A 13,490-nucleotide genomic window follows, 5' to 3' on the forward strand; every position below is an offset into this window, starting at 1 on the left:
TTGAACAATTAAACCAAAAGGAGAGATTATGGCAACACTTTCTCTAACACATATCTATAAACGCTATCGCAACGGTTTTGAGGCGGTGAAAGATTTTAATCTTGAGGTGGCAGATAAAGAATTTATTGCGTTAGTTGGGCCTTCAGGTTGTGGAAAATCAACCACATTGCGAATGATCGCAGGGCTGGAAGCCATTTCAGAAGGGGATTTTTATATTGACAATCGCCGTGTCAATGAGGTTGAGCCAAAGGATCGGGATATTGCGATGGTTTTTCAGTCTTATGCCCTCTATCCGCATATGACGGTTTATGAAAATATGGCATTTGCCTTGAAGTTACGCAATGTTGCCAAAGCGGAAATCGATCGCAAAGTGCGTGAAGCGGCAGCCATACTTGGGCTAGATGGTTTACTAGATCGTAAACCGAAAGCCTTATCAGGTGGGCAACGGCAGCGAGTGGCATTAGGACGCACCATTGTTCGTTCACCAAAAGTATTTTTGATGGACGAGCCTTTGTCCAATCTTGATGCCAAGCTACGCAGTAATATGCGGGCGGAGATCATTCGCATTCATAAAAAACTCAATGCCACCACCATTTATGTCACGCACGATCAAACGGAAGCGATGACAATGGCGGATCGCATTGTGGTGATGAATGCGGGCGTAGTGCAACAAATCGGATCGCCAAAAGCAATTTATGATCGTCCAGCCAATTTGTTTGTGGCAGGCTTTATTGGTGCACCAACGATGAACTTTTTAAAAGGGCGGTTGGAAAATCGGGCGTTTTTGACCGCAGATCAGCAGCAATTAGCCATTCCTGACGAGATTTGGCAGCATTTAGTGGCGTTGGGTAAGGAACATCAAGAGGTGATTTTAGGCATTCGTCCTGAAAATATTACCAACGAACCGCTGTTGCTTGGCTCTTATCAAAATGCAAGGGTAACCGCTCCCGTTTATGTGGCGGAATTGCTTGGTGCGGAATATATCGTGCATACCCGACTAGGTGAGCAACCCATTAAAGCGATTGTTCATTCACGACAAAAAATTGAAATGGAACAACAAATTACCTTAGCCTTTGATATGAAACGGGCACATTTTTTTGATCCAATCAGCGAGCAAGCGTTGTTTTAATTGCTCCTCCGATAACAATGAGGTGAATTATGAAACTGAAAAAATTATTAACCGTAGCCGCATCGGTGGTGTTAGGTGCGTTAGTGCTAAATGGTTGTAAAGATGAAAAACAGGTAGCGAGTTCGGTGGCAACAAATGATCCTGCTGAATTAGCGGGCAATATCACGATGTGGCATTCTTTTACACAAGGTCCACGCTTAGAAGTGATCCAACAAGCCGCAAATGACTTTATGCAGAAAAATCCAAAAGTGCGGATCAAAATTGAGACATTTTCGTGGAATGATTTTTATACTAAATGGACAACGGGATTAGCTTCGGGCAATGTGCCTGATTTAAGCTCCGCCTTGCCGAATCAAGTGTTCGAAATGATCAATGTTGATGCCCTTACGCCGATTAATGATGTGATTGATAAAATTGGGCGTGATCGCTTTTCTGCTAATGCGATTAAAGAGGGGACGGTGGGGGAAAATAATTATTCCATTCCGCTTTATTCACACGCTAAAGTGCTTTGGGTTCGCAAAGATTTGTTAGAGAAAAATGGCTTGAGCGTGCCACAAACGTGGGAAGAGCTTTATCAAGCGGCGAAAGCTTTAACCAAAGATGGCGTTTATGGGCTTTCTGTGCCGATGGGAACGAATGATTATGTGGCAACAATTTTCCTTGATCTTTATATCCGAAGCGGTGGCGGTACGTTGTTGAGCAAAGATCATAAAGTGGATTTGACTAGCCCATTAGCCCAAGAAGCGATTAATTATTGGGTGAAAATGTACAAAGAAACCTCACCGAAAGATGCCGTAAACTACAACATTTTGCAACAAGCGACCTTATATTATCAAGGCAAAGCAGCGTTTGATTTCAATTCGGGCTTCCATATTGGTGGGGTGCAAGCGAACTCACCTGATCTTTTACCTTATATTGATGCCTATCCTGTACCAAAACGGAATATTAATGATCCGCAAGGTGCGTCTGAAACCTTGAGTTTTCCACTTGTGGTATGGAAAAACTCAAAACACCCAGAGATCGCTAAAGCCTTTATCGAAAGCATTTACCAAAAAGATCGCTATATTCAGTTCTTAAATGCCGTGCCAGTCGGAATGTTGCCAGCGGTTACGGGCGTTGATGACGACCCTGCCTATAAAGATTTACCGATTCGCCAAGAATTTAAACACGCGGAGAAAGTGATCCAAGAGGCGGTGAATCTTGGTTCTGCGATTGGTTATGAGTATGGCCCAAATGTATATGCAGGCTTGCTGACGAACCAACATATTATTGAAGCGATGTTCCAAGATATTGTGGTGAATGGCACAGAGCCGATGGTGGCAGCGAAAAAAGCAGAGCAACAGCTCAACACCTTATTTGAAACCATTTCGCAATAAGAATTAGGGGCGGTTCGCCGCCCGATTCATAGTCGTTTGATTTCAAAATAATACTGCGTTACTTCGCCCTGCTGTACTCTTGTACTGTCTACGGCTTGTTGCCTTGTCTTATTTTGAACTTAAACGACTACAAAAACAAACGACTACGCACATTCTCAATAATTGAGAAGGAGGCTTTATGTATCAAAAAAACTATACAAGATGGATTTTTGTGTTGCCAGCGATGATTGTGGTTTCGGTGCTGTTTGTGTATCCCTTCCTCTCGAGCATCTTTTATAGCTTTACCAACAAAAATCTGATTATGCCGAATTGGAAGTTTGTCGGTTTTGATAATTACATTGCTGTGATCAATGATCCTAATTTCTGGCTGGCATTCTCCCATTCGATTTTATGGACACTTTTTTCTCTCGTGGGACAAGTGCTAGTTGGCTTTGCCCTCGCAATGGCATTGCATCGCATTCGTCATCTACAATGGCTTTATAAAATCCTTTTGATTATTCCTTGGGCGTTTCCAACTATCGTGATTGCCTTTTCGTGGCAATGGATCTTAAACGGCGTTTATGGCTATTTGCCGAATATTTTAGTGCAATTAAATCTGATGGAAATTGCACCGCACTTTCTTTCTGATAGCACTTGGGCGTTTATCAGTTTGGTGTTTATTAACGTTTGGTTTGGTGCACCACTGATTATGGTGAATGTTCTATCCGCCTTGCAAACCGTACCACAAGAACAATACGAAGCGGCGAAGATTGACGGTGCGAATGCGTGGCAAGTGTTCCGCCATATTACACTTCCACATATCAAAGTGGTGATTGGATTATTAGTGGTGTTACGCACAGTTTGGGTGTTTAACAACTTTGACATTATCTATCTCATCACGGGTGGTGGGCCAGCTAACTCAACAATGACATTACCAATCTATGCTTACAATATGGGCTGGGGAACTAAAATGCTCGGACGCTCTTCGGCGGTAACAGTGCTGTTGTTCCTTTTCCTACTGTTAGTTTGTTTTATCTATTTCAAAGTGATTAGCCGTTGGGAAAAAGAGGGGGAATAAAATGAAAACGAAAAAATCAATGTTAGGTGATATTGCCGCACATCTTTTCCTCATTATCACCACGATTATTGCGGTGTTTCCCTTAGTGTGGATTATGATTTCATCGGTTAAAGGCAAAGGAGAACTTACCAGCGAGCCAACCAGGTTCTTGCCAAAAATCTTTACGTTGGATTATTTTGAACACGTTATCAATGACTTACATTTCATCGTTAATATTAAAAATAGTCTGTTTATCGCCTTAATCACCACGCTGATTGCGATTATTATCTCGGCAATGGCAGCTTACGGTATCGTACGATTTTTCCCAAAATTGGGTGCGATAATGTCGAAATTGTTGGTTACCACTTATATTTTTCCACCGATTTTACTTGCTATTCCTTATTCCATCGCAATGGCAAAAGTGGGATTAACTAACACAATGACAGGGCTGATTGTGGTCTATCTCTCATTTAGTGTGCCTTATGCGGTGTGGTTATTGGTGGGCTTTTTCCGTACCGTACCGATCGAAATTGAAGAAGCCGCACGCATTGATGGGGCAAATAAATTCACCGTATTCTTTAAAATTGTATTACCGCTGGTTGCACCCGGCATTGTGGCAACCGCCATTTACACCTTTATTAATGCGTGGAATGAGTTTTTATATGCCCTCATTCTCGTCAATGACACCAGCAAAATGACGGTGGCAGTGGCATTGCGTTCATTAAACGGGGCGGAAATCTTAGATTGGGGCGATATGATGGCAGCTTCCGTATTGGTGGTGTTACCGTCCGTGCTGTTCTTCACCTTTATTCAAAACAAAATTGCAGGTGGGCTTTCAGAAGGCTCAGTCAAATAACATTTATTGAGGAAAATAATATGAAAAATTATGCAGTTATTGGGGTCGGCTATTTTGGTGCAGATTTAGCCAGAATTATGAATGAAACCGAAAATGCACGGGTAACGGTGGTTTATGATCCTGAAAACGGAACCGCCGTTGCACAAGAATTGGGTTGTGATGAAGCCCATTCTTTAGAAGCAGCGATTAATCGCCCTGACGTGGATTGTGCCATCGTAGCAACGCCAAATTATTTACACAAAGAACCTGTTTTGCTGGCGGCAAAATATAAAAAACACGTTTTTTGCGAAAAGCCTATTGCATTAAGCTATCAAGATTGTGATGAAATGGTGCGAGCTTGTGAAGATAATGGCGTGATTTTTATGGCAGGGCATATTATGAATTTCTTCAATGGTGTGCATTATGCCAAAGAATTGATTAATCAAGGCGTGATCGGCAAGGTGCTTTATTGCCACACCGCACGCAATGGTTGGGAAGATTTACAACCGAATGTGTCGTGGAAGAAAGTGCGGTCGAAATCGGGCGGACATTTGTATCATCATATCCACGAATTAGATTGCGTGCAGTTTTTAATGGGGGGAATGCCGAAAACGGTAACGATGACAGCAGGTAACGTGGCTCATCAAGGCGAAGGATTTGGTGATGAAGATGATATGTTATTTGTGAATATGGAATTTGAAGATGGGCGATTTGCGGTATTAGAGTGGGGATCGGCGTTTCGCTGGGGGGAACATTATGTGCTTATTCAGGGGGAAAAAGGAGCGATTAAGCTGGATATGTTCCACTGTGGCGGCACATTGCGAGTAAACGGCAAAGACAGCCATTTTTTAATCCACGAAAGCCAAGAAGAAGACGATGACCGCACGCGTATTTATATGGGAACCGAAATGGACGGAGCAATTCAATATGGACACCCCGGCAAACGCACACCGTTGTGGCTCAATTCGGTAATGCGTAAGGAAATGAAATACTTAAACGATATTATGCACGGTATGAAACCAAGCCAAGAATTTGAGAAATTATTGACAGGAGAGGCAGCAAGAGCGGCGATTGCCACTGCGGATGCTTGTACAAAATCTCGTTATGAAAATCGTAAGGTGGAAGTAAGCGAAATCATACAAAAAAGGTAGCAACTTGATTATTTCTCCCTCTCTTATTGAGATGGGAGAAATTTTTATGGATAGACTCTACTAATTTAACAATTCTAATAATGCATCAATTATCGGCACAATCGGAATAAATAATAATGTGCTAGTAGTAACAATATTGGTGGCGAAGGATACATCACCTTTGGCTTGATTGGCTAAGATCGGCAGGATTGCAAGGGCGGAAACGGCGGATTGTAAAATCAGCGTTTGGGCTTCAATGCTAGGGAGGGGTAGCCACGCGTTGCCGAGTAGAATAAGGCTTGCCATAATCGCAGGAGCGATGGCGAATTTGCCGATGAGGGCGGCGAGGGTATCTTTGTCAAAACGGATACTTTTCAGCCCTGCGTCATAGAGCGTGATGCCGATGTAAATCAAGGAAAGTGGCGTTACCATTGCCCCGACATAGCTTAATGCACTGTGGATAAAATTCGGCACTGGAATGCTCATCAATAAAAAGAGTAGGGCGATAAGGAAGCCAAGCAGCGGCGGCGGTAATAATTTTTTCCAATTGAAGCGGGCGTTTTGCTTTGTTTGGGGCTGGCTGCTGTCGCGAGCAATGAGCCACGCTCCGAATGTCCAAGTGGAAACGGTGTTCAGCACATAATACACCAAAAAATAAGGCATACTGTTGTCGCCAAATAGAGCGATATTGAGGGGTAAGCCAATGAAAATGGTATTGGCATTGACGATCGTATTGATGAAAACCCCTCGCCGTCCTGCTCGCACTTTGAGCCATTTTGTCATTAGCCACGCAATGAAATAGCCCACTAATGTGGCAGCAGTTCCGTAGATTAAGCCGTCGGAGAGGGAAAATAGACGCTGTCGATCAAGGTGGCTTAGGACGGAAACGAAAATCGAGGCGGGCAGGGCGATGTTCATTATCAGTTTAGAAATATTGCTGGCGAAGCTGTCGGCAAAATAGCCTTTGTGGCGTAAATAGAACCCCAATGCGATGATGAGGACGATGGATAATACGCTTTCAAGTGCGGTGATAAAAAGCATCGTTTTTTTCCTTTATGGTGATGACTTAACTAATAAAGTGTGGTGTTTTTTCGTGAGAAAATGCCGTCTGCAATCAAGACGGCATTGTGAATAACCCGATTAGCGATAAACCGCTTGCCATATTGCGTCTTGCACACTTTGCACCCAGTTGTCGCTGTGTTTAGTGGCAACGCCATCTTTCACCGCTTGTTTTGCAACCGCAACGGCAACGGTGGCAGAAGAAGCACGCAAATTGTCCACTGGTGGCAACAGCGAAGCCCCTAAATCTTGCGGATTTACTTGGCTGGCTACGGCTTCCGCCGCTGCGAGAAGCATTCCGTCTGTAACTTGGCTCGCTCCTGACACAATCACGCCTAAGCCTAACCCCGGGTAGAGCAGGGCGTTGTTGCCTTGTCCGATGTGGAAGGCTGTGCCGTTGTATTCCACAGGCTCGACAGGGATTCCCGTTGCGATGAGGGCTTTGCCTTGCGACCAAGGAATAGCGTCTTGTGGCATCACTTCAATGCGTTCCGTTGGGTTGGAAAGTGGTAATAAAATCGGGCGTTCTACCCCTTCGCACAAGGCGTTGATCACCGCTTCCGTAAATGCCCCGTGATCCGTTGATGTGCCAATTAGAATGGTTGGCTTCACTTGTTTCACCACTTCCAATAAGCCGATTTTGCCGTTTTCACGCCCCCAATCGGCGACTTCTGCCGCAGGACGTGCGTATTCTTGCTGATAATTCGGCAGGTTCGGCATATCATCGGTAACCAAGCCGTTAATATCAATCAACCAAACGCGTTTTTTCGCTTCCTCACGAGAAAGCCCGTTGCGTTCCATTGCGGCACTGATTTGATCCGCCATACCTGTACCAGCCGTTCCCGCCCCATAAACCACAAGACGTTGTTCAGCGAAGTTTTGCTTGGTGACTTTCAAACCTGAAATCACTGCTGCCATTACGATTGCCCCCGTGCCTTGCATATCATCATTAAAAATACGATATTTTTCACGGTTTTCAACCAAAATGCGGCGTGCGTTGGACGGGCCAAAATCTTCAAAATGCAAGAGCGCATTTGGGAACATTTCTGAGGCGATTTTGAGATATTCATTAATCAAATGATCGTAACGCTCCCCACGCACACGCGCGTGGCGGTTACCCAAGTAGGTCGGATCATTGAGCAAGGCTTCGTTGTCTGTACCTACATCTAAATTCACCGCAATCACACGGCTTGGATCAATCCCCGCGGCAGCGGTGTACACAGCAAGTTTACCGACAGAAATGTCCGTGCCGTTCACGCCCCAGTCGCCAATGCCGAGAATTTCTTCCGCATCGGAACAGACGATCAAATCCACATCATCTGCCCCCAAGCCAAGGGTCTCAAAAGAAGCACGGATGTCCTCAGGGCGATTAACATTTAAATACACCGCACGGGAACGGCGATAATCACGGCTCCATTGTTTTATGGCATCGCCAACGGTTGGGTCATAAACAATAGGTAACATTTCCGCTAAGTGATCAGTGAGCAAGCGGTAATATAGCACCTCATTGCGATTGTGCAGTTGGTCGAGATAAATGTATTTTTCCATTGGCTTTTCATAGCGAGAAAGCTGTGCATAAGCCCGTTTTGCTTGTTCCTCTAAGGTTTCCACCGCCGCAGGCAAACGCCCTGTCAAACCTAACTTCGCACGCTCTTCAAGGGTGAATGCCGTGCCTTTATTGGTGAGGGGATTGGTGAGGATTGTTGGGGTTTTGCTCATTTTATAACTCCTTATTTATTTGTAATCGATGACGGATAAGTAGAACACTCAATTTTTAATCAGTATATTCCTGAGAAAAATAGCTTTCAAGTGGAGTGTTGGGTTTTTTTTTTTTTTTTTTTTTTTTTTTTTTTGCAAGATATTGAATTTAAATGGTTTTTTGTGGTTTTTTATTTGTTTGAGATATGGTTGGATCTTTATTTCTGATAAATACGATTTGAAATAAATATCAAATGATTTGTTGATTAAATTAGAGATAAAGTGCAGTGCTTTTTGGGATTATTTTTTATAAAAATGGATCGAAAAAGCACTGAACTTTTATTTAATGAATACGAATAATCACTAGAAAGAAAATAATGATAGCCGTTAAGCTTAAAATAAGGTAAAGCAATAAATTGAGAACTGCATAAATTATGCTGTGATACTTAGTAAATAGGTAACTTTGCATTTTTGAATATAAACGACTATTGCATAGTAAAAATCACCAATATCTATCGGTATTTACTTCGATAGTTCTCGCCCCATAATGCCATTGCGTCAAGAATGGGTTTTAGACTTTGTCCATCTTCACTAAGGGTATATTCCACTCGTGGAGGAACTTCGGCATACACTTTGCGGGTCAGTAAGTCTTGGCTTTCCATCGCTCGCAAATTCGCCGTCAGCACTTTTTGCGAAATGCCCGTTAAGGCTTTTCGTAGCTCGCCAAAACGTTTTGTTCCTGTTAATAATTCGCGAATAATTAATACTCGCCAACGATCGCTCATCATCATTAGGGTAATTTCAACTTCGCAAGGGGGAAGGGGTTTATCAGTCATACTCACATTAGTTTCCTTTTAGTAATTACTGCACTTTAAGGTGCTTACTTTCTTTTGATTACCGCTTAGCGGGCGAAGTTTTTACCCTTAATGACAAAGGCGAAAGCTATATCAGCTATGCAGACTATGCCATCGCAATGGTTGATGAAGCAGTCAAAGGGGAACATCTTCAAAAGCGGATTTCGGTGTTGGGTTAAACACTTGTTAAGTTGTGTATTAGGTTTTGTTGCGTCTTATTGTCGATTGAATTTGAATGAAGGCTTAATTGTTTGTGTTAGCCCATTCATTTAAGCTGTAAAAAATGGGATAAAATTTTGACCGCACTTTGATTTAAGAAAATAAAAAAACCTCGCATTTCGCGAGGTTTTTGTTTAGAGAAAATTATTTCGCTGCTTTTAATTTTTGGTAATACTCTTCATAGTATTGAACCGCGTCACCTACATCATCTTGCCAGTAGCTGTTTTGTAACACTTCAGCGGTTGGGTAGATGGCAGGATCTTTAGTGATTTCATCTGGAAGTAATTTTAATGCTTCAACATTCGATGTTGGGTAGCCAATTTCTTCGGTTAATTTTGCAGCGGTTTTTGCACCTAACATATAGTTGATAAGTTTATGCGCACCCTCTGGGTTTTTAGAAGTGGCTGGGATTGCAAGCGTATCAACCCAAAGCACAGGTCCTTCTTTCGGGAACACCATATCTAGTGGTGCGTGTTCTTTTTTCGCGATACGCACAGAACCATTCCATAATTGACCCACATTCACTTCACCAGAGATGAATGAGTTAGCTGGATTGTCAGAGTTGAAAGAAAGTACGTTTGGACGTAATTTTAATAACTCTTCGTAAGCTTGTTTAATTACTTCAGGATCTTGTGTATTTGGATCTTGACCTAGTTTTAACAATGCGATATTGAAAACTTCGCGTGCGTCATCAAGGAGTTGTACTTTACCTGCAAATTCTGGCTTCCATAAATCGCCCCAAGAGGTGAAGTCTGAACCTTTGTAATCATTGGTGTTATAGGCAATACCCGGTGCACCTAATAATTGTGGTAAAGAATATTTATTGCCTTTATCGTAAGGTTTGTCTAACCAATCTGGGTTTAATTCTTTGATAACAGGTAATTTGCTGTGATCTAATGGCATTAACATACCTTCACGTGCCATTTTTGACACAAAGTAGTTTGAAGGTGCGATAACATCGTAACCGCCGGCTTCACCTTGTGTTTTTAATTTCGCGTACATTGTTTCGTTAGATTCAAGGCTTGAAACAATGACTTTGATGCCAGTTTCTTTGGTAAATTCGTCTAATAAACCATCTGGAACATATTCTGTCCAAGTGTAAAGATATACGGTATCGTTAGCTGGTGCTTTGGTGTCCGCATTCTTTGTGTCTTTATCATTACAAGCTGTTAAAGTAACTGCGATCATTCCGGCTGTGAAAAGACCTGCAAATTTTTTCATTTCTATCATTCTCCTGTTAAGAGGGTTAGGGGCATATTTTGTTTTGGCAAAATATGAATAAAAAAACGCCTTGACAGCGTCAAGGCGTATTCTATTTTGTCTCTGCTTATTTGTGAAGCATTTATTTTATTTTTACGCGGATTTATCTTTCTTCGCCACAATTTGGCTGAGAATGACTAAACTTAGCGAGAAAATAATCATAATGCTGGCTAAGGCGTTCACTTCAGGCGTTACCCCTGTTTTCACCAATGAGAAAATTTTCAGTGGTAAGATTTCGTAGCTTACGCCACTAACGAAAGAAGATACCACCACATCATCAAGGGAAATGGTAAAGCTTAATAACCAACCTGAAACAATCGCAGGAAGGGCGAGAGGTAAGATAATTTTACGCAAAATAGTAACCTCACTTGCCCCTAAGTCTTTTGCCGCTTCAAGCATTTTTGAGTCAAATCCTTTTAAGCGAGAGAATACCGTAACTACCACATAAGGCAAGCAGAAGGTGATATGTGCTAAAAGTAACGACCAAAAACCGAGAGAAATCCCCACGATCATAAATAATGCCAATAACGAAACTGCCATTACAATGTCTGGCGACATCATCACGATAAACAGCATTCCACTCACCGCTTGTTTGCCACGGAAACGATAGCGATAGAGGGCAATCGCGGTTAATCCGCCCACAATGGTTGCTAATGTGGCAGCAAAGAACGCAATGGTTACGGAATGGAAGGCAGCTTGAATAAGCGTATCATTATTGAATAGACGCTCATACCAATTCCAGCTAAAGCCTTTCCAGCTTAAACCATAGCGATCTGCGTTAAAGGAATTTGTAACTAAAATGATAATTGGGATATACAAATAAGCGTACACCACCAACATAAAGACATTACGCAGTAAACGGCTCATTATTCCAACTCCATTTTCTTATTCATTAATTTACTTGCTTTGTAATATACAAAAATGAGTAACGCCATCAAAATAGTCAAACCGATACTAATTGCTGAACCAAATGGCCAGTTACGCGAAATTAAGAATTCGCTCTTAATCACGTTACCCACCAGTAACACTTTCGCACCGCCTAATAAGTCAGCCACATAGAACATTCCCATTGCGGGTAATAATACTAATAAGCAACCCGCAATAATGCCTGGCATTGTGAGAGGGATAATCACTTTAACAAAACGTTGGAAGCTGTTCGCCCCTAGATCTTTGGCAGCTTCTAACAAGCGATGATCTAATTTTTCGATAGCCGCGTACAATGGCAAAATCATAAATGGCAATAATAAATACACTAAACCAATAATCACAGCTGCTTCTGTATTAAGAATACGAATTGGCTCATCGATAATGCCAAGGGTAAGCAAAGTGCTGTTTAAGATCCCTTTTATACCAAGGAAAATTTTCATTCCGTAAATACGAATTAAAGAGTTCGTCCAGAACGGCAATACCACTAAAAAAAGCAAAATTGGGCGGTATTTTTCTTTAATTCGACTAATCATAAAGGCAAAAGGGTAGCCGATGATTAGGCAAATAATGGTGGCGATACCTGACATATAAAGGGAATTCCACACTACTTGTGCATACAGCGGTTCAAATAAGCGGGTGTAATTCTCAAAGGTGAAAGGCAAAGCATAAAAATTACTGCTATCACGAGTTAAAAAACTCACCGCAAGCACCAATAAGTTTGGTGCAAGCACAAAGAAAATTAACCAAGCAAAAATAATTGCAATGGTAATTTTTTGGAATTTGTTATTAGCTATCTTCATCGTCTAACACAACCTCCCAGCCTTCGTGCCAAGTGAGGGCAACTTTTTGTCCAATGGAGTGATCCATATGCGGGTCGTCTTCATTGAAAAATTCGCTAACAAGCACTTTCATATTATTGTGATCAAGAATAACGCTAGATTCCAAAGTCATTCCTTTATAGTTACGATCAGAAATATGCCCAATAATCGCTTTAGATTGCTCGTTTTCGTCTAATTCTTCAATCAGAATATCTTCTGGACGCAGAAGCACTTTTAAATGCTGTTCTGGCTTAACAGGAAGTGCGGTGTAAATTTCGCACACTCTTCCTTCCACATTGGCTTTAACGGTTTTTTCATTCACGCGTTCGATCACTTTGGCATCAAACACATTGATTTCACCGATAAAGCGTGCCACAAATAAATTCTTAGGTTCTTCGTAAATTTCGCGTGGCGTACCGTCTTGTTCAATATTGCCTTTATTCATCACGATAATACGATCAGACATTGTTAAGGCTTCTTCTTGATCGTGGGTAACGAAAATAAAGGTAATGCCTAACTGACGTTGCAAAGCTTTCAGTTCATTTTGCATTTCTTTACGCAATTTATAATCTAATGCGGAAAGGGATTCGTCTAACAACAACACTTTAGGCTTATTTACCACCGCTCTTGCAATAGCGATACGCTGTTGTTGCCCGCCTGAAAGCTGGGTCGGCTTACGCTCTGCCATTTCCTCCAAACGAACCATACGCAAGGCTTCCATTACACGGGGTCTAATCTCCGCATTCGGCACTTTTTGCATACGCAAACCAAATGCCACATTTTCAAAAATGGTCATATGTGGGAACAGTGCGTAGCTTTGGAATACGGTATTAACAAAACGGCGTTCTGCTGGCACGTCAGTAATATCCTGACCGTCCAGAATAATTTTACCGCCGTTAGGATCTTCTAATCCTGCAATCAAGCGTAACACCGTGGTTTTACCACAGCCTGATGGCCCTAAAATTGTCAAAAATTCGCCATTGTTAATGGTAAGATTTAAACCATTAATAATCGTTTTGTCGCCATAAGATTTGGTTAAAGAACGAAGCTCAATAATCGGCTTGGTTTGAACTGAATTTTCCACTAGCTTTGGTTTTCTCCCTAAGAAATTGATTGCAACATACATAGATAAAAATAAGTGCTAATGAT

General features: G+C 42.0%; 12 protein-coding genes. 5 read left to right on the forward strand and 7 right to left on the reverse strand.

Annotated elements, in window-relative coordinates:
• Positions 1-28 precede the first annotated feature (28 nt).
• From HBL79_RS02665 to HBL79_RS02685, 5 genes are all read left to right on the forward strand, one after another.
• Entirely contained in the window at positions 29-1,129 is a 1,101-nt protein-coding gene (locus HBL79_RS02665; RefSeq protein ID WP_035685889.1) for an ABC transporter ATP-binding protein, read from the forward strand.
• 29 nt (positions 1,130-1,158) lie between these two features.
• The gene (locus tag HBL79_RS02670) at positions 1,159-2,505 is read left to right on the forward strand and encodes an ABC transporter substrate-binding protein (RefSeq protein ID WP_035685886.1); all 1,347 of its coding nucleotides are present in this window, start codon (positions 1,159-1,161) and stop codon (positions 2,503-2,505) included.
• Positions 2,506-2,683: 178 nt separating this feature from the next.
• Entirely contained in the window at positions 2,684-3,562 is an 879-nt protein-coding gene (locus HBL79_RS02675; protein ID WP_035685882.1) for a carbohydrate ABC transporter permease, read from the forward strand.
• Position 3,563: 1 nt separating this feature from the next.
• On the forward strand, positions 3,564-4,397 hold the full coding sequence (locus tag HBL79_RS02680; protein WP_035685878.1) for a carbohydrate ABC transporter permease: 834 nt from the start codon (positions 3,564-3,566) through the stop codon (positions 4,395-4,397).
• 20 nt (positions 4,398-4,417) lie between these two features.
• On the forward strand, positions 4,418-5,527 hold the full coding sequence (locus HBL79_RS02685; protein ID WP_035685874.1) for a Gfo/Idh/MocA family protein: 1,110 nt from the start codon (positions 4,418-4,420) through the stop codon (positions 5,525-5,527).
• A gap of 60 nt (positions 5,528-5,587) precedes the next feature.
• Here the strand turns inward: HBL79_RS02685 and HBL79_RS02690 are convergent, their stop codons facing one another.
• The 7 genes from HBL79_RS02690 to potA form a co-directional block, all read right to left on the reverse strand.
• Positions 5,588-6,547, reverse strand: a complete 960-nt coding sequence (locus tag HBL79_RS02690) for an AEC family transporter (protein ID WP_035685871.1) — start codon at positions 6,545-6,547, stop codon at positions 5,588-5,590.
• A gap of 99 nt (positions 6,548-6,646) precedes the next feature.
• On the reverse strand, positions 6,647-8,284 hold the full coding sequence (locus HBL79_RS02695) for an NAD-dependent malic enzyme (RefSeq protein WP_035685866.1): 1,638 nt from the start codon (positions 8,282-8,284) through the stop codon (positions 6,647-6,649).
• A 491-nt stretch (positions 8,285-8,775) separates the two neighbouring features.
• The gene (locus HBL79_RS02700; protein WP_035685863.1) at positions 8,776-9,099 is read right to left on the reverse strand and encodes a winged helix-turn-helix transcriptional regulator; all 324 of its coding nucleotides are present in this window, start codon (positions 9,097-9,099) and stop codon (positions 8,776-8,778) included.
• A 381-nt stretch (positions 9,100-9,480) separates the two neighbouring features.
• Positions 9,481-10,557, reverse strand: coding sequence for an extracellular solute-binding protein (locus HBL79_RS02710; protein WP_035685860.1), 1,077 nt, complete (start codon positions 10,555-10,557; stop codon positions 9,481-9,483).
• A gap of 132 nt (positions 10,558-10,689) precedes the next feature.
• Entirely contained in the window at positions 10,690-11,463 is a 774-nt protein-coding gene (potC, locus tag HBL79_RS02715; protein ID WP_035685858.1) for a spermidine/putrescine ABC transporter permease PotC, read from the reverse strand.
• Complete coding sequence (potB, locus tag HBL79_RS02720) at positions 11,463-12,323, reverse strand: spermidine/putrescine ABC transporter permease PotB (RefSeq protein ID WP_035685855.1); 861 nt, start codon at positions 12,321-12,323, stop codon at positions 11,463-11,465. The genes potC and potB overlap by 1 nt, the downstream gene beginning before the upstream one ends.
• Positions 12,310-13,425 carry a spermidine/putrescine ABC transporter ATP-binding protein PotA gene (gene potA, locus HBL79_RS02725; protein WP_035686021.1) on the reverse strand — a complete coding sequence of 372 codons (1,116 nt, stop codon included), beginning with the start codon at positions 13,423-13,425 and terminating at the stop codon, positions 12,310-12,312. Before potA ends, potB begins: the two co-directional genes overlap by 14 nt.
• Positions 13,426-13,490 lie beyond the last annotated feature (65 nt).

This window comes from Avibacterium paragallinarum, from assembly GCF_011765605.1.
Classification (GTDB): domain Bacteria; phylum Pseudomonadota; class Gammaproteobacteria; order Enterobacterales; family Pasteurellaceae; genus Avibacterium; species Avibacterium paragallinarum.